A 19,063-nucleotide genomic window follows, 5' to 3' on the forward strand; every position below is an offset into this window, starting at 1 on the left:
ACAAGATCAACGATGGCTTTACTGCAAATTTCAGAACCCGGCATGGCGCCGGCGCCGCATCAGCGGCGCGTGGCGGTCGGCATCGATCTCGGCACGACGAATTCGCTCGTCGCGGCCGTGCGCAACAGCGTGCCCGAAGCGCTGCCCGACGAGGACGGCCATGTGCTGCTGCCGTCGGTCGTGCGCTATCTGGAGAAGGGCGGACGGCGCATCGGCCGCACCGCGAAGGAAGAAGCCGTCATCGATCCGCGCAACACGATCGTTTCAGTCAAGCGCTTCATGGGCCGCGGCAAGAGCGAGGTCGAGGGCGCGGAGAACGCGCCGTACGAGTTTCTGGACACGCCCGGCATGGTGCAGATCCGCACGGTCGATGGCGTGAAGAGCCCCGTCGAAGTGTCCGCGGAAATTCTCGCGACGCTGCGCTATCGCGCGGAAGACACCCTCGGCGAGGATCTCGTCGGCGCGGTGATCACGGTGCCGGCCTATTTCGATGAAGCGCAGCGCCAGGCGACGAAAGACGCGGCGAAGCTCGCCGGCCTGAACGTGCTGCGGCTGCTCAACGAACCAACCGCGGCGGCCATCGCCTACGGTCTCGATAACGGCGCCGAAGGCCTGTACGCCGTCTACGATCTCGGCGGCGGCACCTTCGACCTGTCGATCCTGAAGCTCACGAAAGGCGTTTTCGAAGTGCTCGCGGCGGGCGGCGATTCCGCGCTCGGCGGCGACGATTTCGACCACGCGCTGTATCGCCATGTCGTGGCGCAGGCGGGCGTCGCGATCGACACGCCGGAAGACGTGCGCCTCATGCTCGACCGCGTGCGCTCGGCGAAGGAAGCGCTCTCGTCCACGCCCGAAACGCGCGTGCAGGCCACGCTGTCCACGGGCGTCGAAATCGACGTCGCCGTGACCGAAACGCAATTCGCCGCGCTCACCGAGGCGCTCGTCGCGCGCACGCTTACGCCGACCAAAAAGGCGCTGCGCGACGCGAAGGTCGCAGCGAAGGACATCAAGGGCGTCGTGCTGGTCGGCGGCGCGACGCGCATGCCCGTGATCCGCCGCGCCGTCGAGGGTTACTTCGGCCAGCCGCCGCTCGTCAATCTCGATCCGGATCAGGTCGTCGCGCTCGGCGCGGCGGTGCAGGCCGATCTGCTCGCCGGCAACCGTCGCGGCGAAGGGGACGACTGGCTGCTGCTCGACGTGATTCCGCTGTCACTCGGCGTCGAGACGATGGGCGGTCTCACCGAAAAGATCATCCCGCGCAATTCGACCATCCCGACGGCGCGCGCGCAGGATTTCACGACGTTCAAGGACGGCCAGACGGCCATGGCGATTCACATCGTCCAGGGCGAGCGCGAGCTCGTCTCCGACTGCCGCTCGCTCGCCCGCTTCGAGTTGCGCGGCATTCCGCCGATGGCGGCGGGCGCGGCGCGCATCCGTGTGACGTATCAGGTCGACGCGGACGGGCTGCTCTCCGTGTTCGCGCGTGAGCAGACTTCCGGTGTGGAGGCGTCGGTGGTCGTGAAGCCGTCGTACGGGCTGGCTGACGACGAAGTCGCGCGCATGCTCGAAGAAAGCTTCAAGACCGCGGACACCGACATGCGCGCGCGTGCCTTGCGCGAGGCGCAGGTCGAAGCGGAACGTCTCATCGAGGCGACGCACGCCGCGCTCGAAGCCGACGGCGAATTGCTCGACGACGACGAGCGCGCAGAGATCCAGACGCTCGTGGCCGGCCTCGCGGCCATCGCGAACGGCGATTCGGTCGAAAAGATCGAAGACGCCACGAAGACGCTCGCCACCGGCACCGACGAATTCGCTGCGCGCCGCATGAACAAGAGCATTCGCCGCGCGCTCGCGGGCCGCAAGCTCGACGACGTCTAAATCACCCCCATTCGAGAAATACGGAACATGCCTCAAATCGTTGTGCTGCCCCACGTGGAGCTGTGCCCGGACGGCGCGGTGATCGACGCCGACGTCAGCAAGAGCATCTGCGACAACCTGCTGGATCACGGCATCGAAATCGAGCATGCCTGCGAGAAATCGTGCGCATGCACGACGTGCCACGTCATCATCCGGGAAGGCTTCAATGCGCTCGAACCGTCCGAAGAGGACGAGGACGATCTGCTCGACAAAGCGTGGGGTCTCGAACCGACATCGCGGTTATCATGTCAGGCAATGGTGCCTGCCGACGAGGATCTGGTGGTCGAGATCCCGCGGTACTCCATCAATCACGCCAAAGAAAATCACTGACAGGAGCAATCGCCATGAAGTGGACGGATACTCAAGAGATCGCGATGGCACTCACCGACGCGCATCAGGATATCGATCCCCAATATGTGCGTTTCACCGACCTGCATCGCTGGGTGACGGAACTCGACGGATTCGACGACGATCCGCAAAAATCCAACGAGAAGATTCTGGAGGCGATCCAGGCGGCCTGGATCGAGGACGCGGACTACTGATCCGTCGATCGCAAATTTCCCGCGCCGGCCTGAACGCGCCGGCCAAAGAGCGGCGGCTTCGCAAGAAGCCGCCGCTTTGTTTTTGGGCGCACGTGCGCCATCTCCGGCACCCTGCGTACTTCGGTCACTTCCGATTTGACGAAACTTGACGCCCCGAGCGTTGTTGTCGAAGTGTCACGCACTTAGAATCGCGGCCGCTGCGACCTGGCAAGAAGCGCCAGGCATCCACTCGTTACGCGACCGGCATCCGGAAATCCCGTAACACTAATTTGCAATGCAAATCAATCTCGCGTCCCCGATCGTGCGACGTGAGGCCGGGTCGCGCGCAGACGGCCTTCGGGCGATCATTTGAGGAGAAATTCATGGGGAAACCCGGCCTGTCCCGGCGCGGCTTTCTGAAAGCGAGCGTGCTCGCGGGCGTTTCGGTGTTTGTCGCGCCGCTCGGCAGCCGCGCGTTCGCCGCGTTGTTCGAAGAGAAAATCCTGACGCCCGTGCAGTGGGATGCGAAGAACGGCGACGCGCGATTCCGCATCGACGGCATTGCGAAAGTGACGGGCGCGAAGGTGTTCGCGCGCGACATCCGCGCATCCGACATGCCGCACTGGCCCAAGGAGCAGGCGCACGCGCTGATCCTGCGCACGACGCTCGCGGACCGCCTCTACGAAGGCATCGATCTCTCGTTGCTCGATGCGGCCGGGCTCGCGCCGGACCGCGTCGTCACCGCCGATGTCCTCGCGCGCGACCAGCTCGCGTTCCCGGCCTTCTATGGCGACGACATGCTGCTGCCCGCGGGCAAGACACCCGCCTATCTCGGGCAGGCCGTCGCGATCCTGATCTTTCACGACTTCGCGCGCTTTCGCTTCGCGAAGGAAAAGCTCCAGTTCCGCGACGGCGTGATCCGCTACGGCGCGACGACCGGACCGCTGGAACGCGATCCGTGGGCCGCGTTTCGCTTCGTGCGCGTCGGCGGCACAACGCCTTACGACGACGACACGTTCTCGAGCCTCAAGGACACGTCGCTTTTCCCGCACATGATGAAAAAGCGCGAGCCGGTCTGGGCCGATGCCGCCGAGCACGGCAAGCTCGACGAGCAGGGCATGTTCCACGCGCAGCACATCGCCGACGCGCTCGACCATCCGCCGGAAGACTGGCTCGTCGTCGATCGCCACTATCGCACGCAATCCGTCGATACGGCCGCGCTCGAACCGGACAATGCGAACTGCTGGTACGACGCCGCGACGCAATCGCTGCACATGGTCATCCCGACGCAGGGGCCGACCGAAGTCACGCAGAGCGTCATCGAAATGACGTCGAAGTCGCATTTCGCGGTGAAGAAGCTGTTCCTGCATCCGTGCTACACGGTGGGCTATGGTTCGAAAGATCACTACAACATGCCGTTCTACGGCCTTGTTGCGGCGATGTACGGCGACGGCCGCCCGGTGCGTCTCGCCAACGACCGCTTCGAGCAGTTTCAGTCGTCGCTCAAGCGTCATGCGTTCGACATGCGCTATCGCATGGCGATCGACAAAAAGACCGGTCTCATTCAGGCGTTTAAGGGCGATTTCGCGGCGAACGGCGGCGGCCGCTGCAACTTCTCGCCTTCGGTCGCGATGGTCGGCGCCACGGCCGCGCAATCGATCTACAACATTCCGAAGAGCGATCTGACGGCGGTCGCCACGGCCTCGCGCGCGGTCGACGCCGGCTCGGCGCGCGGCTACGGCACGCTGCAAAGCATGGCCGCGACCGAAATGATGATCGACGATATCGCGGAGCAGCTCGGTATCGACCCGATCGAACTGCGCGTGAAGAACGTGTTCCGCACCGGCATGAAGAACACGCAAGGCGCGATTCCCGCGGGCGTGCTGCGCGCCGAGGAAGTGCTGAAGAAGGCGCAAGTTCATCCATTGTGGACGGACCGTGTGAAGCGCAAGACCGACTTCGAGGCCACGCATCCGGGCAAGCGATACGGCGTGGGCTTCTCGTGCGTGCAGAAGGACTTCGGCACGGGCGCGGAAAGCGCGTTCGCGAAGGTCGAGTTCACCGCCGACGGCCGCATCTCGCTGTTCCATTCGGGCGCGGAAATCGGCACGGGTTCTTCGACGGCGCAGGCGCTCGCGGTCGCGAAGTGGCTGGGCAAGCCGGCCGTCGATGTCCATATGGCCGTCACCGACTGGTCCGATCTGCCGGTCGTGTCGAGCGGCGATCCGTACATCATGTCGCAGGCCGAGCAGGATCGTCTGAGCGCCAACCCGCGCTGGTCGCCGACCTACGCGTCGCCCGCCAGCGCGACGAACTCGGCCTACTACTACACGCACGCCACGCGCGAAGCGGCGCGCGCCGTCTTCCGCCAGGGACTTTGGCCGGCCGCAATGGCGCTGTGGGGGCAGGGCATCGGCGGCGGGCAGGCGGCGTCGTTCGTGGTGCGTATCGAGGATGCGCGCTGGGTCGACGGCGCACTCTCCGCCGGCGGCATGGCGCCGTTGCCCTTCGAGCAGCTCGCGAAGAAGGCGCACGAGCTTGGCCTCGCGACGGGCGCGGCGGTGCACACGTTCAACCGCTGGCAGTGGAGCGAGGCGCTGTTCGATATCGCCGGCAACACGGAGCGTCTGCCCATCGACGGGCTTTCGCTGCGCTCGGGCGCGGTCAAGCACGGCGCGCTCACGCCCAACGGCTACGCGGTGCTCGATCGCAAGAAGGTGTTCATCGCGCCGGTGAGCCGCAACAACGCGGCCGTCACGTACTACAGCGCGATGGGCACGCTCGTCGAGCTCGCGATCGACGAAGGAAGCGGCAAGGTCGACCTGCTCGCGCATCACTCGATCTTCGAGTGCGGCAATCAGCTCTCGCCGGCGCTCGTGTCGGGACAAGTGCAGGGCGGCATCGCGATGGGCATCGGTCACGCGCTGCACGAGTATCTGCCGCTCTATGAAGACGGTCCGGGCAACGGCACGTGGAACTTCAACCGCTATCACCTGCCGCTCGCGAGCGACGTCGCCGTGTGGAAGCAGACGAGCGAAGTCCTGCCGCCGCTCACCGAAACCGATCCGCCGAAGGGCATCGCCGAAGTGGTGATGATTCCGGTCGTCGGCGCCATCGTCAACGCGATCGCGCATGCGATCGGACATCGCTTCACCGATCTGCCGGTGACGTCGCAAAACATTCAGGAGGTGCTCGCATGACGGCGACCCAAACCGCCGCGGGACTCGAATCGCGCGCGCTCTCGATGACGATCAACGGCCAGAAGGTCGGGCCGATGCAGGTGCCCGCCGGTCTGCCGATGATCGATTTCCTGCACGAGTATGTCGGGCTCACCGGCTCGCGTCTCGGTTGCGGGCAGGGCATCTGCCACGCGTGCGTCGTGATCGTCGATAAAGCCGACGGCACGAGCGAGGAAGTGCGCACCTGCATCAACGGCGCGCATTTCTTTGACGGCAAGACGGTGCGCACCGTCGAGGGCCACGCGAAGCGCAACGAGCACGGCGAGGTCGTCGAGCTTGCGCCAGTGCAGCAGAAGTTCCTGGAGCACTTCAGCTTCCAGTGCGGCTATTGCACGCCGGGCTTCGTCAATGCGACGACGGTGCTGATCGAGAAGCTCAAACGCGAGCCGATCGCGAAAGACCAGATCGAAACGACGATCATGAACGCGCTCGACGGACACATCTGCCGCTGCACCGGCTATGTGCGCTACTACGAAGCAGTGAAGGATCTCGTGCTTGGCACGCCCGGACTCGTGAAGGACGCAGCATGAAGAGATCCATCCTCGCTCGCCTCGTTGCGCTGCTCGCGGTTGCGTCCTTCGTGCTCGCCGGATGCGGCGGCGCGGGCGACGGCGCGACGCCGCCGAAAAGTTCACCCGAACAGATCGCGCGCGGCCGTTATCTCGCGCATGCCGCCGATTGCGCCGCGTGTCATACCGCGTCCAACGGCGCGCCGTTCGCGGGCGGCGTGAAGCTCGAATCGCAGTTCGGCACGTTCTATGGCACCAACATCACGCCCGATCCGAAGCACGGCATCGGCAAATGGAGCACCGACGATTTTTACGGCGCGCTGCACGATGGCGTGACGCCGAAGCACAAGCTTTACCCGGCAATGCCCTACACGTCGTACCGGCAGATGTCGCGCGAAGATAGCGACGCGATCTACGCCTTTCTGATGGCGCAAAAGCCCGCAGCGACGCCGAACATCGACGCCGATGTGAAGTTTCCGTACAACATGCGCTTCGCCGTGCGCTTCTGGGACATGTTGTTCCTGAAGGACACGCTGCCGGATGCGTCGCCGGGGCAATCCGCCGACTGGAAGCGCGGCCGCTATCTCGCCAACGCGCTGGGTCATTGCGCGGAGTGCCACACGCCGCGCGGCGCATTCGGCCAGATGGACGGCGCGAAGACCTTGCAGGGCGGCGCGCTCGGCCGCATCGGCGCGCCGGAGATCACGCCCGCCGCACTCGCCGCGCGCGGCTGGACGGGCGCGGACCTGCAGGCGTTCTTTGCAACCGGTTTCGCCAGGCAGGGCTCGGCGTTCGGCGAGATGCATCCCGTGGTCTACCTGAGCACGCAGCATCTGAGTGCCGACGACCTGCGCGCGCTCGCGACGTATCTGCTCGGCGATGTGCCGCCCAACGCCGCGCCGCGCTCGACCGTCAAGATCGACGATCCCGCGCGGCTGGCGGCGGGGCGGAACCTGTTTCTCGATTCCTGCGCGGGCTGTCATGGCTTCGATGGTCAGGGCAAGCCGCATGTCGCGGTGGCGATGGACGGCAACTCGACCTTGCGTCACACGGACCCGCGCAACCTGATCGTGTCGATGCTCGACGGCATCGAGGCGCAGCGGTTTGCGGGCGTGGAGAACATGCAGCGCATGCCGGGTTTCGCCGATGTCTATAGCGACGAACAGATCGCGCAGCTTGCGAACTATCTGCGCGCGACGTGGGGCGGCCAGCCCGGCGACGTCACCGCCGACAAGGTGAAGTCCCTGCGTTAAAACGATCGAGGCCACGCAATTCGCGTGGCCTCTTCGTATTCAGCGTCCCAGAGCGCTCACACCCGCGCGCCGCTTTCCGCCAGTTGACGCTGCAGCGTCGGCCATATCTTCGCGACCGCTTCCTCGCCGGCGAGAATCGACGCATTGCGCTGACTGAAATCGCTGCTGCTCATCGCGGCGAGATTCGGGCGAATGACCGCGCTCGCGTATTTGTCGAGTTCATAGGCCTTGATGGTCTGGCCCATGATCGTGAACGTCTGCATCAGCACGTCGAAGGAACTCGACGTGAGCCCGCTTTCCGGACGCGCCGAAATATCGACCGCGATGACGAAATCGGCGCCCATCTTGCGCGCGAACGCCGCCGGCACCGGGCTGACGAGACCGCCGTCGACATACTCACGCTCGCCGATCTTCACCGGCTCGAAAATCGACGGCACGCTGCACGACGCCCGCACCGCCACGCCCGTGTTGCCGCGCTGAAAGAGAATCGGCTGGCCACTTTTCAGATCGGTGGCGACGATGCCGAGCGGCTTCGCCATCTTTTCGATCGGACGGTTGTCGAGCGTCTTGTTCAGGTAGTTCTGGAGCGCCACGCCCTGCAGGATGCCGCGCGTGCGAAAGGGCATCGCCCAGTCGCTGATCGAGGCTTCGTCCATCGTCAGGGCGAGTTTGTTGATGGCGATGCCGTTCATCCCCGACGCGTACAGCGCCGCGATGACCGAGCCCGCGCTCGTGCCCGCGACGAGATCGACGCGGACGTTGCGCGCCTCCAGCGCCTTGATCACGCCGATATGCGCGAAGCCGCGCGCGGCGCCGCCGCCGAGCGCGAGCCCGATGCGCATCGGGCGCGGCGGTTCGGTCTTCGTCGGCGTGGCCGGCGCGCCGGTTGCGGGTCCGCCCGACGACACGGATGAGCCGCCGCCCGTGGTCGTGCAGGCGGCGAGAACGGACGAGACGGCCGCGAGCGAAAACGCGCGGCGCGAAAGACGGGGTGAAGATGAATTCAAGATGTGCTCCGGCGATGCAGCGGTCCCGGACGACCTGTCCGCGAAAAGCTTGGCTTCGCGGGCGTGCCGGGAGATCGGGAAAAGCGCGCACATCATAAAACAAAAGGCGCCCGGGCCGACACGATGCGGGCGGCGAGTATAATTTCGTCTCATTTTGAGCGGGTTTCGAGCGCGATTCGAGCAAGAAGGCGCGCGCGGCCCACCATCGAGCAAACAGCAATGACCACCCAAGTCCGTACACGCTTCGCACCGAGCCCGACCGGCTTCATCCATCTCGGCAACATCCGCTCCGCGCTCTATCCGTGGGCGTTCGCGCGCAAGATGAAGGGCACTTTCGTGCTGCGCATCGAGGATACCGATCTGGAGCGCTCCACCGAGGCGTCCGTCGATGCGATTCTCGAAGGCATGGCGTGGCTCGGCCTCGACTTCGACGAAGGCCCGTTCTATCAGATGCAGCGCATGGACCGTTATCGCGAGGTCGTCGCGCAGATGATGGAGAAGGGCCTCGCGTACCACTGCTACATGTCGACGGAAGAGCTCGACGCACTGCGCGAGCGCCAGCGCGCCGCGGGCGAGAAGCCGCGTTATGACGGCACGTGGCGCCCCGAGCCGGGCAAGGTGCTGCCCCCGGTTCCGGAGGGCGTCGCGCCGGTCGTGCGCTTTCGCAACCCGCTCTCGGGCGCGGTCGCGTGGGACGACGCGGTGAAAGGCCATATCGAAATCTCGAACGAAGAGCTCGACGATCTCGTGATCGCCCGTCCGGACGGCACGCCGACCTATAACTTCTGCGTGGTCGTCGACGATCTCGACATGAAGATCACGCACGTGATTCGCGGCGACGATCACGTGAACAACACGCCGCGTCAGATCAACATCCTGCGCGCGCTGGGCGGCGAGGCGCCGGTCTACGCTCACTTGCCGACCGTGCTGAACGAGCAGGGCGAGAAGATGAGCAAGCGTCACGGCGCGATGAGCGTGACGGGCTACCGCGACAACGGCTATCTGCCCGAAGCCGTGGTGAACTATCTCGCGCGTCTTGGCTGGTCGCATGGCGACGCGGAGATCTTCTCGCGCGAGCAGTTCGTCGAATGGTTCGATCTCGAGCATCTCGGCAAATCGCCCGCGCAGTACGACCACGACAAGCTCAACTGGCTGAACGCGCATTACATCAAGGAAGCGGACAACGGCCGGCTCGCGGAACTGACGAAGCCGTTCCTGGCGCAGGCGGGCATCGACGCCGCCGCGATCGATGCCGGCGCGCCGCTCGATCAGGTCATCGGGCTGCTGAAGGACCGCGCATCGACTGTGAAAGAGATCGCCGATAACGCCGCGATGTTCTATCGCGAACCCGTCATCGCCCCGGACGCTTTCGCGCAGCATGTGACCGATGCGGTGCGGCCGGCCATCGCGGAGTTGCGCGCGGCGCTCGAAAGCGTGGAGTGGAGCAAGGAGGCGATCTCGGCGGCGCTCAAGGCGACGCTCGCCGCGCACAAGCTGAAGATGCCGCAACTGGCGATGCCGGTGCGCCTGCTGGTTGCGGGCACGACGCACACGCCGTCGATCGACGCGGTGCTGATGCTGTTCGGCCGCGATGTCGTGAGCAAGCGCCTGGAGAAGGCCGCAGGGTGAAGTCGAGGGATGGATGACGCGCCAATTTCCTCCGCGAAGCAGCGGCGCGTCATCCATTGCGCGCGATCGCTTGAAGCGGGCGAAAAAAATTTCGATTAAGTCGTTAGACAGTATTTACATCTTCGAAAACGCCCTATACAATCTCGTTTCTGTTCTGCAAGGGGGTATAGCTCAGCTGGGAGAGCGCTTGCATGGCATGCAAGAGGTCAGCGGTTCGATCCCGCTTACCTCCACCAAAGAACAGTTGAAGTAGCGCGAAGATCTTCTCCGGAAGATCGGAAGCCGCAAAAAATACTTCACAAGTAACACAAAGTTGTATAGAATTTCGGTCTTCGCTGATCGGCGGCAAGTAAGTCGGCAGATACGCGAAGCAGTAGTAAAAGACAGATTCACAAGTTTCTGTCCCCTTCGTCTAGAGGCCTAGGACATCACCCTTTCACGGTGAGTACAGGGGTTCGAATCCCCTAGGGGACGCCAGAACATCGGCGGCTGCTAGAAAAGCGCTGCAAGTTCGCAAGTGACATCGCGAACAGATGGAAAGAAGTGGAGCGGTAGTTCAGTTGGTTAGAATACCGGCCTGTCACGCCGGGGGTCGCGGGTTCGAGCCCCGTCCGCTCCGCCAACAGTTGTACTAAGATTGCGAGCAGGAACACTCCGGCTAATGAGAGCCGGTTTTTTTTCGCCGCGGCTTGGTTGCAGGTGAGTAGAAGTTGAAGTCCCCTTCGTCTAGAGGCCTAGGACATCACCCTTTCACGGTGAGTACAGGGGTTCGAATCCCCTAGGGGACGCCAGAACATCGGCGGCTGCTAGTAGAAGCGCTGCAAGGTTCGCGGGCGACACTGCGATCCGATGAAAAGAAGTGGAGCGGTAGTTCAGTTGGTTAGAATACCGGCCTGTCACGCCGGGGGTCGCGGGTTCGAGTCCCGTCCGCTCCGCCAAAGTCGTAGAAAAATCCAGCCTTCGGGCTGGATTTTTTTTGGCCATTTCATTCCCGGCGCGCTCGCCGTCAATCGGGCGAACGCCCTTTCGTACACGTTCCATCCGCACTCGACGGCAATAAGCCCATTGCAAGCCCGCGCGCGCTGCCTTAGTGTTTAGGCACTTGTTCGCGTGCCCGTGCGATGCTCGACCCGACCGAAGACCTCTCGCTCTACCAACTGCGCCAGGCGACCATGGCGGACTTCGCCTTCGCCGAAGCGCTCACGCACGACAACATGGTCGGCTATTACCGGCGTCACAACCTCGTCTGGCGCGGCGATCTCTTTCTTTCCAGCTGGCGCGAATCCGAGAACTTCATCCTGCAGGCCGACGGCATGCCGATCGGCGTCATGCGTGTGACCGAGGAAGACAATTCGCTGCATATCCGCGACGTGCAGATCGCGCAGGGATATCGAGGGCGCGGGGCGGGCACATTCCTGCTCAACACCGCGCATCGCTGGGCGAGGGCGCGCGGCCTCGCCGAGTGTCAGTTGCGCGTGTTCGTCGATAACCCGGCGGCGCGTCTCTACATACGTCTCGGCTACCGGCCGGCCGGGCCGCGCCTCGCGCAACTCGGCGCGATCCGTCACATGGTCCGGCGCATCTGATGGAAGCGCGTCGGGCGTGTGCTAGGCGCCGTCCGTATCGCGTTCTTCACGTCCATCACGATTGTCGCCGCCGTCACGCGCGAAAAAGGCGCGCGGGCTTTCACCGAACGCACGGCGGAACATCGCGGAGAAGGCGCTCTGGCTCTGATAGCCCAGTTCGCGCGCCACTTGCGCGAGCGGGCGCCCCTGACTCAACAGGGGAATTGCGCGCGCGAGCACGGCCTGCTGACGCCATTGCGAAAAGCTCACGCCCAGTTCACGCCGAAAGAGCCGCGCGATCGTGCGCGTGCTTGCGCCGGCTTCCGAGGACCATCGTTCGAGATCCGAGTGCGATGGATCGGCGAGGACGGCATTACACAGCGCGCGCAGGCGCTTCTCGTTGGGCATCGGCACGGAGAGCGGCAGCGGCTGCGAACGGATGATCTCATCGAGCGCGAGCGTGCCAAGCAGCCGTTCGCGCTGCCGGGAGATCGACTCTTCGTCGAGCGCGGCGATCACCTCGCGCAGGAGCGGCGACACCTCGACGACCCGGCACGCGCCGAGCCCGGCCGGCACGACGCTGGCATCGACATACAGCGTGCGAAGATACGCGTCCTCGACGATCACGACCTCATGCGTCACGTTGGGCGGTACCCAGATCGCGCGCGAGGGCGGCACCATCCATGTCGAATCGACGGTCGCGACGCGCAGCACGCCGCGCGACGTATAGGCGACCTGCGCCCACGGGTGCGTATGCAGCGCAATGCGCACGCCGTAGGGAACCGGCCGCGAGCGCACGCGAATCGGATGATCGAGCGTCGGCGAATGCTCGATGGGGATGTCGAGATGTTCGACTTCTTCGCTCGACGATCTCGCTTCGACAAACGTAGGCATGTTCGCTCGGATGATGTGTTTCACGCCCGATGTTAGCCGAAAGTGCAGCGCATAATGCCATTGGTCAACTTTCGGATAACAGGAGCGCGATTCCCGATGCAATACGTTTTTGTCTACGGCACGCTGCGAGCGGGCGAAGTCAACGATATCAGCCGCGCGGCCGAGCGGCACGCGATTGCAACGCCCGAATGCATCGGCGCGGCGCACGTCCGGGGGCGGCTCTTCGACTTCGGCACGTATCCGGGACTTGTGATCGACGAGGAGGGCGCACCGATTCGCGGCGATGTGTATCGGATCGAGGATGCGCTCGTGCCCGTGCTGGATGAAATCGAGGACGTGTATCCGGGCGTGGAGGGGTTATTCCGCGCGCATCGTCTGCATGTCGAAGTGGATGTGGAGGGGACGAAAGACAGGATCGACTGCCTGATTTATCCGGTCGCGGCCTCGGCGGTCTCAGGTTTGCCGCGCATCGAGAGTGGCGACTGGGTCACGCATCGCGCGACGCGAGCGTAACGGCCGCGTGCGGCGAGTGAAAATGCTCGCGCCGCCCTGAAGCCGGTGTGTCGACTCCAGGGCGGCGTGATTGGCCCCGCGCCCGAGCAAGTAAAGCCGCTATATCGAGCCCGGCGTTATTGGCCGGAGCTGGACATCGGCTTGCTGTGCGACTTCTTGTGATGCGTCGATTTGTGTGAAGGCGTCTGCGTGCGCGTGTTTTGCATGTTGTCCTGCTGCGATTGCAAAGTCTGCGCGCGCGATTCGATGTCAGCGATCTTCGAAGGATCGGTGCTCATCGTCACGCCTTGATCGCTCTGGGCAAATGCGCCCGATGCGACCACGCCAAGGGACAACAGAACAGCCAGGGACACTTTCTTCATTTTTACCTCCTAATAGCAGTTGAACCCGGGAATCGCCTGTCCGATCCGGTGGAACGACGGTGTCAGTCTGAGCAAAAAACGCTCCCGCTGCAGCGCGAGCCGTCGGCGCGGACGCCGCACTCGACGGTCAGACAATCTCAATCATAAGCCCGGAATCGGGCATCGGTGTGTCGCGCGTTCATTTGCAGCTAGCAGTTCATGATGATGCGCAAAGCTCCAGTTATTTCAGACTGCTTACTATTGCGGGTGTCCGGTCACAACTGCTTCAATAGAGATGCAGCCAGCGATACACGTCGAAACGCGCGAGTCCGACGAGTTCGTGCAAGGCGAGTTCGCTGTTCGAGAAGCCCCACCTATGCGGCAAGAGCGTGACGCCGTAATGCCGCACATCCGAGACATAGGGCACGGGCGCATAGCCGAACGCCTCGAAAGCGCGCACCGAGCGCCGCATGTGATAGGCGGATGTGACGAGGATCAAACGATTGTCATGTGAAGGGCCCAGAATGTTCGCCACGTTACGTGCGTTTTCGTACGTGTTGAGGCTCTGGTTCTCGCGCACGAGATCCCCTGAAGGCACGCCCAGCGCGAGCACGTAGGGCGCGTAATTGTCGGCTTCGGCTTGCCCGTGATCCTGCGGATCCCCGCCGCTCAGGATCACCTTGCAGGACGCGCCGGTTTCGCGGCACTGCCGATAAAGCGTCGCCACGGCCGCGATGCGCGGCATCGCATCGGACTTCGGAACGAGGCCCGACGCGCGGCGGCTGGTGCCGGCGCCCATCAGCACGATTGTCGTCTTCGGCGCGAACGTCGGCGTGTCCGTGTAACGATAGCCGAGCTGGGCGAGATCGAGCAGAGGATTGGCGAACCACCCCGAGCCGATGGCCCACACAAGCGCCGCCACGACGATGGCGATTTGCATGCGGCGGCGTCGCCACAGCGCGAATAGTGCAAAAAAAAGCAGCAATAAAGTGAATGAAACCAATTTGATTGGGGTAACGTATTGGTTTTAGGGCAATTCGTTCCGTCATCGCGTGCTTCGGAACGCATCGGCGGGGTGTCGCAGCAAAGCGCGTGATCAGCGCGCTGTCAACGGGGGCTTGTAATAGAAAGCAGCACCTAACGCAAGCGGCGGCCAAACATTCGACTGCATGAATTCACCTGGCAGACGAAATTCGGCGCGCCGCGTTTAGTCGACGTCGCGGACCGTCTTGCGACCGTCACGAGCGTCGTCATGGCTGCACAGGAAGAAAGAACGAGATGACCACGTATTCCAACGAAGTTGTACTCGAAGCACTTCGCCGAGCGCAGTATCGTCAGGTTCCCTGGGCGAAACGCCCCAACGTTTTCGATCTTCTGCGCGCGCTCGGACTGCTCGAACTCGCCCGGCAACGCACCGTGGCTCCCGCGCCCGGATTCCATGCGCCGGTCGATATCGCGGTCGTCACCGATCGCGGCAAGCAGGAATTCTCGCGGCTCTCCCGCGACGAGCGCTCCACCGACTGGGATTTGCGCCGCTCGGAACGTTACACCTTTGGCGGTCAGGAAGCGGTTCTGGAGGCGCGCGTCTGATACTGCCGGGTGCGGTCGACGGTCGACGCATGGGTCGAGGGGGCCTTGTCGCCGTATGAAAGACGCCGACGATCGGCCTACGCTAGCCAGCAAAAAAATGCCCGTATCGCGAAGGACACGGGCAGACCGGATCTCACTGTTGCCACGCTGTGCTCATGGCATAGGGTGTGACTGACATGCGCCGCAGTGGTTCCGCGCAAGTGCGCAACCACCTCGCGCTACGCGCTTAATGATGCCGGGAACGCCCGTCGCGATCCGAATCGGGGCGAGCGCGCACATTACTCGCGATGTCGCCACGCAGATCGCCGCGCGGCGCGGGTGGCGACGCATCGCGCGTGCGGCCGGCATTCTGCGAAGCGGCCATCGACGCCTTCGTGCTCACATGAAAATCGGATGCCGGAGGCGGCGGCTGGGCCTGGCTCATCGCCGCGGTGCTCGTGAGTGCGGCAAGAGCGCCATTGACGAGCAGAGTCGATGCCTTCATGGCGAAATCCTCGAAGCCTTTGTGAGGCTTGTTCGATCACCACCACGCTAAGCTTCGAGCCGCCAAAGCGCTGTAAGGAATGGTAAAGAGTTGTTTCGTGCCGGACGCGCGGCGCGCCGCTGTGTTAAAGCGTGACCGGGCGCGTCGAGCGGAATAAGTGGAGAGGCGCGCGGGCCGCGGCCCGCACGAGAACTGACATGTCGAGCGAAGCCGGCGAGCGCCGGCCTCGGTGCTGCAAGCGAAATCGCTCAGGCCATCTTGGCCGGCGCGCGCCAGGATTCCGGGTTGGTCCAGAAAGCGCCACGCAGGCGGTCGCGGCTCGGCGGCGCAGGCGGCTTCGCAGCGCTCGATCCGATGCGCCCGCGCAGCGACACCTCGCGGCCGTTGCTGGAAAGGCGCTTCACGATCTCGGCCAGCGTGCCGTCCGCCTGCCATTCGTCGAAGCGACGGCGGCAGGTCGGGGGCGAAGGATACCGCCCGGGCAGTTTCGACCAGCCTTCGCCCGTCGACAATACCCACAGAACCGCGTTGACCACGGCGCGCGCCTCGACGCGCGGACGTCCACGCCGTTCGCTACGGGCCGGCTCGGCACAAAACAATGCCTCAACCAGCGCCCACTCGTTATCTCTCAAATCGTCGAACAGCACCATATCTCACCTCAGCGAAGCTAACCCCGGTGCGCTGCCCCGCGCCGCGCACTCTGGTCGGAATCCGATGAACGAATACCAGGGAAGGCCGGAGCGGTTGCGGCGGACGTTGTTCGATGTAACCGCGTTTGACTCCGACTTCTGTGCGCAATGAAATGCGAGAACCGTGCCATGCATGTCGCGAAATCCGGGAGACCCGCATGGCAGTAGGCTGACGCGATGCCAGCATGGCCCGTATCAGACCCGAAACAGACTGATTAAGAAATCGGGACAATCACCAATCAAGTGCAATAGGCCCATCTGACGTGCGTTTCCGCAATCTGCTGCACTGCAGCGAAACGTACGTTCGCGCCTCAAGTCGGATCATTTCTCTGTTACGATTTCTCATAGAGCAGTGTCATTGATGAACATTCCGAATGAACGCGCCTTTTAACGTGACGTTGCGGCAACTGCGCGTCTTCATCGAAGTCTCCAGGCTGCGCAGCTTCAGTCGCGCAGGCGACGAGATCGGTCTCACCCAGTCGGCCGTCAGCCGGTGCGTGCGCGAACTGGAAGGCGAGATGGGCCTGAAGCTCATCGACCGGACCACGCGCGAGGTCCAACTGACCGACGTCGGTCTGAACCTCGTCGGCACCGTATCGCGCCTTCTGGCCGACCTCGACGAAGCGCTGCGCGAAGTGCGCGATCTGAGCCAGCAGCGGCGCGGACGCGTGATCGTCGCGGCCAGCCCGACGGTGGCCTGCCGGCTGATGCCGCGCGTCATTGCATCCTGCATGCGGCAATTTCCGCTGGTGACGCTGAGCCTGCGCGACGACGTGCAATCCGATGTCCTGCGCAAGGTGAAATCCGGCGAGGTCGATTTCGGCGTCGTGATCGGCCCGTTTTCATCGGATGAATTGCACGGCGAACCCGTGATGACAGATTCCTTCTGTCTCGTGGCGCGGCGCGATCACCCGCTCGGGCGCGAAACGGCGGTCCCGTGGGAAGCGCTCGCCGGCGAGCGCCTCGTGATGCTCGATCATGCGTCCGGCAGCCGGCCGATCATCGACGCCGTGATGCAGGAGCACGGCGTCGAAGCGCAGGTCGTGCAGGAACTCGGGCATTCGGCGACGGTGTTCGGGCTCGTCGAGGCGGGTGTCGGCGTGAGCGTTCTGCCGTGGCTCGCGCTGCCGCTTCCGGCGGAATCGTCCCTCGTCGCGCTGCCGATCGAGCCGCGCGCCGAGCGCACCGTGGAGCTCGTGCGGCGGCGGGATCGCTCGCTCTCGCCCGCGGCGGAGTCCGTCTGGTCGCTGATCGCGTCATTGCCGAGACGTGCGGAAGACCTCGAATGACGCGTCTTCACATCTCGAAAAGATGGCGCGCGCGTTAGACTTCATTTTTTAGACAAGTCGACGGGGCCGGCGATGAGTGAATCGGAAGGGGCGGTGATCAGCGAACTGAGCCAACTGGCGGGTGCCCACGGAGCGGGTGCGCCGAATGCGCGCGACGCCGTGCGCGCGCTGCGGCCGTCGCAAATTCGCGAGGTCGCGAACGCGGGCTTCGGCATTGCGGACGTGCTGCCTTTCTGGTTCGGCGAATCCGATCGCGTGACGCCGCAGTTCATTCGCGATGCCGCCAGCCGCGCGCTCGCCGACGGTGCGACCTTCTACACGCACAATCTTGGCATCGCGCCGCTGCGCGATTCACTTGCCCGTTACGTGAGCGCGCTGCACGGCCCGACCGGGCGCGAGCACATCGCCGTGACGAGCGCCGGCGTGAACGCGCTGATGCTGGCCGCGCAACTCGTCGCGGGCGCGGGCGATCGCGTCGTCGCGGTGACGCCGCTGTGGCCGAACCTCGTCGAGATCCCGAAGATTCTGGGCGCGAGCGTCGACACGGTTGCGCTCGACTACGGTCCGCGCGGCTGGACGCTCGATCTCGAACGCCTGCTCGCCGCACTCACGCCGGGCACGCGCATGCTGATGATCAACTCGCCGAACAACCCGACCGGCTGGACGATGACGCGCGACGAGCAGCGCATCGTGCTCGACCATTGCCGGCGTCATGGCATCTGGATCGTCGCCGATGAGGTCTACGAACGCCTGTATTACGGCGACGGCGCGCCCGGCCAGGCGGCGCCGTCCTTTCTCGATCTCGCCGCGCGCGACGAACGCGTGATCGCGGTGAATTCGTTTTCGAAGGCGTGGCTCATGACGGGCTGGCGGCTCGGCTGGCTCGTCGCGCCGACGCAGCTGATGGACGATCTCGGCAAGCTCGTCGAATACAACACCTCGTGCGCGCCGTCGTTCGTGCAGCAGGCGGGCGTCGTCGCGGTCGAGGAAGGCGGGCGTTTCACAGAGGCGCTCGTCGCCGATCTGCGCGCGAGTCGCGATCATCTCGTGAAGGCCTTGCAGACGATCGACGGCGTCGATGTGCGCGCCCCCGACGGCGCGATGTACGTGTTCTTTTCGCTGCCGGGAGCGCGAAACAGTCTCGACCTGTGCAAGGCGCTCGTGCGCGAAGTCGGTCTCGGGCTCGCGCCGGGCAGCGCGTTCGGTCCGGAGGGCGAAGGCTTCGTGCGCTGGTGCTACGCGTGCGACCCCGCGCGGCTCGACGCTGGCGTCGAGCGTCTGCGGCGCTTCCTGGCGTCGCGCGCCGCCGCCTGAAACTCACTGCTCGGCGTCAGGCATGCGGAGCTGGCGTCGAGTGAGCCCGGGCGTGATCAATCGATCACCTTTACGCCCCGGTTGTTTTTGCGTAATATGGCGCTCAGTCACGCGCTTTCGCCTATGAAAGCGCCACCTCGTCCGGCTGGGATGGCCCCGCGATTCGCTCACCGATCGCCCGATACGCCTCTCCCCGGTGCGTGCTCCCAATCAATATGACCGATTACAATCGGGCGAGCGCGTCTTGAAACTCCGCGTCCAGTTTTATCGTTCGCACCATTTTGGTTGCGTTCGGTCCCGCGCAAGCTC

General features: G+C 64.2%; 18 protein-coding genes and 5 tRNA genes. 17 read left to right on the forward strand and 6 right to left on the reverse strand.

The genetic code is table 11. The annotated features are described in order from the left end of the window. Nucleotides 1-12: 12 nt before the first annotated feature. From hscA to LY284_RS03415, 6 genes are all read left to right on the forward strand, one after another. A complete protein-coding gene (gene hscA, locus LY284_RS03390) occupies nucleotides 13-1,878 on the forward strand; it encodes a Fe-S protein assembly chaperone HscA (protein WP_014191714.1) in 1,866 nt (621 codons plus the stop codon). A 27-nt stretch (nucleotides 1,879-1,905) separates the two neighbouring features. Further along, the gene (gene fdx, locus LY284_RS03395) at nucleotides 1,906-2,247 is read left to right on the forward strand and encodes an ISC system 2Fe-2S type ferredoxin (RefSeq protein WP_014191713.1); all 342 of its coding nucleotides are present in this window, start codon (nucleotides 1,906-1,908) and stop codon (nucleotides 2,245-2,247) included. 14 nt (nucleotides 2,248-2,261) lie between these two features. Further along, nucleotides 2,262-2,459: a Fe-S cluster assembly protein IscX gene (gene iscX / locus LY284_RS03400; RefSeq protein ID WP_014191712.1), complete on the forward strand. Its 198-nt coding sequence runs from the start codon at nucleotides 2,262-2,264 to the stop codon at nucleotides 2,457-2,459. 362 nt (nucleotides 2,460-2,821) lie between these two features. Further along, nucleotides 2,822-5,638, forward strand: coding sequence for a xanthine dehydrogenase family protein molybdopterin-binding subunit (locus LY284_RS03405; protein WP_014191711.1), 2,817 nt, complete (start codon nucleotides 2,822-2,824; stop codon nucleotides 5,636-5,638). Beyond that, on the forward strand, nucleotides 5,635-6,207 hold the full coding sequence (locus LY284_RS03410; RefSeq protein ID WP_014191710.1) for a (2Fe-2S)-binding protein: 573 nt from the start codon (nucleotides 5,635-5,637) through the stop codon (nucleotides 6,205-6,207). Before LY284_RS03405 ends, LY284_RS03410 begins: the two co-directional genes overlap by 4 nt. Beyond that, on the forward strand, nucleotides 6,204-7,439 hold the full coding sequence (locus tag LY284_RS03415; protein WP_014191709.1) for a cytochrome c: 1,236 nt from the start codon (nucleotides 6,204-6,206) through the stop codon (nucleotides 7,437-7,439). Before LY284_RS03410 ends, LY284_RS03415 begins: the two co-directional genes overlap by 4 nt. Before the next feature lie 56 nt (nucleotides 7,440-7,495). On the opposite strand, the gene LY284_RS03420 is transcribed toward LY284_RS03415, so the two are convergent. Then, nucleotides 7,496-8,446: a patatin-like phospholipase family protein gene (locus LY284_RS03420; protein WP_041731102.1), complete on the reverse strand. Its 951-nt coding sequence runs from the start codon at nucleotides 8,444-8,446 to the stop codon at nucleotides 7,496-7,498. A gap of 219 nt (nucleotides 8,447-8,665) precedes the next feature. Between LY284_RS03420 and gltX the strand changes: the two genes are divergently transcribed. The 7 genes from gltX (at nucleotide 8,666) to LY284_RS03455 (ending at nucleotide 11,661) form a co-directional block, all read left to right on the forward strand. After that, complete coding sequence (gene gltX / locus LY284_RS03425; protein WP_014191707.1) at nucleotides 8,666-10,075, forward strand: glutamate--tRNA ligase; 1,410 nt, start codon at nucleotides 8,666-8,668, stop codon at nucleotides 10,073-10,075. A 160-nt stretch (nucleotides 10,076-10,235) separates the two neighbouring features. After that, a tRNA-Ala gene (locus tag LY284_RS03430) sits at nucleotides 10,236-10,311 on the forward strand. Between the two features lie 165 nt (nucleotides 10,312-10,476). Continuing rightward, a tRNA-Glu gene (locus tag LY284_RS03435) sits at nucleotides 10,477-10,552 on the forward strand. Nucleotides 10,553-10,620: 68 nt separating this feature from the next. After that, a tRNA-Asp gene (locus LY284_RS03440) sits at nucleotides 10,621-10,697 on the forward strand. Nucleotides 10,698-10,790: 93 nt separating this feature from the next. Next, nucleotides 10,791-10,866, forward strand: a tRNA-Glu gene (locus LY284_RS03445). A gap of 70 nt (nucleotides 10,867-10,936) precedes the next feature. After that, nucleotides 10,937-11,013, forward strand: a tRNA-Asp gene (locus tag LY284_RS03450). A 183-nt stretch (nucleotides 11,014-11,196) separates the two neighbouring features. Then, nucleotides 11,197-11,661, forward strand: a complete 465-nt coding sequence (locus LY284_RS03455; RefSeq protein WP_014191706.1) for a GNAT family N-acetyltransferase — start codon at nucleotides 11,197-11,199, stop codon at nucleotides 11,659-11,661. A gap of 21 nt (nucleotides 11,662-11,682) precedes the next feature. Here the strand turns inward: LY284_RS03455 and LY284_RS03460 are convergent, their stop codons facing one another. After that, nucleotides 11,683-12,534 (reverse strand): helix-turn-helix domain-containing protein, encoded by an 852-nt coding sequence (locus tag LY284_RS03460; RefSeq protein ID WP_050878290.1) that lies wholly within the window; start codon nucleotides 12,532-12,534, stop codon nucleotides 11,683-11,685. Between the two features lie 96 nt (nucleotides 12,535-12,630). Between LY284_RS03460 and LY284_RS03465 the strand changes: the two genes are divergently transcribed. After that, nucleotides 12,631-13,047 carry a gamma-glutamylcyclotransferase gene (locus LY284_RS03465; RefSeq protein ID WP_014191704.1) on the forward strand — a complete coding sequence of 139 codons (417 nt, stop codon included), beginning with the start codon at nucleotides 12,631-12,633 and terminating at the stop codon, nucleotides 13,045-13,047. Nucleotides 13,048-13,163: 116 nt separating this feature from the next. On the opposite strand, the gene LY284_RS03470 is transcribed toward LY284_RS03465, so the two are convergent. Then, the gene (locus LY284_RS03470; RefSeq protein ID WP_014191703.1) at nucleotides 13,164-13,409 is read right to left on the reverse strand and encodes a hypothetical protein; all 246 of its coding nucleotides are present in this window, start codon (nucleotides 13,407-13,409) and stop codon (nucleotides 13,164-13,166) included. Nucleotides 13,410-13,674: 265 nt separating this feature from the next. After that, a complete protein-coding gene (locus LY284_RS03475) occupies nucleotides 13,675-14,328 on the reverse strand; it encodes a YdcF family protein (RefSeq protein WP_041731098.1) in 654 nt (217 codons plus the stop codon). A 338-nt stretch (nucleotides 14,329-14,666) separates the two neighbouring features. On the opposite strand from LY284_RS03475, the gene LY284_RS03480 reads away from it, so the two are divergent. Next, entirely contained in the window at nucleotides 14,667-14,978 is a 312-nt protein-coding gene (locus LY284_RS03480; protein ID WP_014191701.1) for a hypothetical protein, read from the forward strand. 226 nt (nucleotides 14,979-15,204) lie between these two features. Here the strand turns inward: LY284_RS03480 and LY284_RS03485 are convergent, their stop codons facing one another. Further along, nucleotides 15,205-15,462, reverse strand: coding sequence for a hypothetical protein (locus tag LY284_RS03485; protein ID WP_014191700.1), 258 nt, complete (start codon nucleotides 15,460-15,462; stop codon nucleotides 15,205-15,207). A 248-nt stretch (nucleotides 15,463-15,710) separates the two neighbouring features. Next, nucleotides 15,711-16,112, reverse strand: coding sequence for a transposase (locus LY284_RS03490; RefSeq protein WP_014191699.1), 402 nt, complete (start codon nucleotides 16,110-16,112; stop codon nucleotides 15,711-15,713). Nucleotides 16,113-16,525: 413 nt separating this feature from the next. On the opposite strand from LY284_RS03490, the gene LY284_RS03495 reads away from it, so the two are divergent. Beyond that, complete coding sequence (locus LY284_RS03495) at nucleotides 16,526-17,440, forward strand: LysR family transcriptional regulator (protein WP_014191698.1); 915 nt, start codon at nucleotides 16,526-16,528, stop codon at nucleotides 17,438-17,440. 72 nt (nucleotides 17,441-17,512) lie between these two features. Further along, entirely contained in the window at nucleotides 17,513-18,754 is a 1,242-nt protein-coding gene (locus LY284_RS03500) for a pyridoxal phosphate-dependent aminotransferase (RefSeq protein ID WP_233384520.1), read from the forward strand. Nucleotides 18,755-19,063: the final 309 nt, after the last annotated feature.

The sequence above is a fragment of the Caballeronia sp. PC1 genome, from assembly GCF_021353155.1.
GTDB classification, from domain to species: domain Bacteria; phylum Pseudomonadota; class Gammaproteobacteria; order Burkholderiales; family Burkholderiaceae; genus Caballeronia; species Caballeronia cordobensis.

Coding starts and splice junctions, on each gene's coding strand:
- hscA (WP_014191714.1), top strand. CDS start 13: ATGGCTTTACTGCAAATTTCAGAACCCGGCATGGCGCCGGCGCCGCAT.
- fdx (WP_014191713.1), top strand. CDS start 1,906: ATGCCTCAAATCGTTGTGCTGCCCCACGTGGAGCTGTGCCCGGACGGC.
- iscX (WP_014191712.1), top strand. CDS start 2,262: ATGAAGTGGACGGATACTCAAGAGATCGCGATGGCACTCACCGACGCG.
- LY284_RS03405 (WP_014191711.1), top strand. CDS start 2,822: ATGGGGAAACCCGGCCTGTCCCGGCGCGGCTTTCTGAAAGCGAGCGTG.
- LY284_RS03410 (WP_014191710.1), top strand. CDS start 5,635: ATGACGGCGACCCAAACCGCCGCGGGACTCGAATCGCGCGCGCTCTCG.
- LY284_RS03415 (WP_014191709.1), top strand. CDS start 6,204: ATGAAGAGATCCATCCTCGCTCGCCTCGTTGCGCTGCTCGCGGTTGCG.
- gltX (WP_014191707.1), top strand. CDS start 8,666: ATGACCACCCAAGTCCGTACACGCTTCGCACCGAGCCCGACCGGCTTC.
- LY284_RS03455 (WP_014191706.1), top strand. CDS start 11,197: ATGCTCGACCCGACCGAAGACCTCTCGCTCTACCAACTGCGCCAGGCG.
- LY284_RS03460 (WP_050878290.1), bottom strand. CDS start 12,534: ATGCCTACGTTTGTCGAAGCGAGATCGTCGAGCGAAGAAGTCGAACAT.
- LY284_RS03465 (WP_014191704.1), top strand. CDS start 12,631: ATGCAATACGTTTTTGTCTACGGCACGCTGCGAGCGGGCGAAGTCAAC.
- LY284_RS03470 (WP_014191703.1), bottom strand. CDS start 13,409: ATGAAGAAAGTGTCCCTGGCTGTTCTGTTGTCCCTTGGCGTGGTCGCA.
- LY284_RS03475 (WP_041731098.1), bottom strand. CDS start 14,328: ATGCAAATCGCCATCGTCGTGGCGGCGCTTGTGTGGGCCATCGGCTCG.
- LY284_RS03480 (WP_014191701.1), top strand. CDS start 14,667: ATGACCACGTATTCCAACGAAGTTGTACTCGAAGCACTTCGCCGAGCG.
- LY284_RS03485 (WP_014191700.1), bottom strand. CDS start 15,462: ATGAAGGCATCGACTCTGCTCGTCAATGGCGCTCTTGCCGCACTCACG.
- LY284_RS03490 (WP_014191699.1), bottom strand. CDS start 16,112: ATGGTGCTGTTCGACGATTTGAGAGATAACGAGTGGGCGCTGGTTGAG.
- LY284_RS03495 (WP_014191698.1), top strand. CDS start 16,526: ATGAACGCGCCTTTTAACGTGACGTTGCGGCAACTGCGCGTCTTCATC.
- LY284_RS03500 (WP_233384520.1), top strand. CDS start 17,513: ATGAGTGAATCGGAAGGGGCGGTGATCAGCGAACTGAGCCAACTGGCG.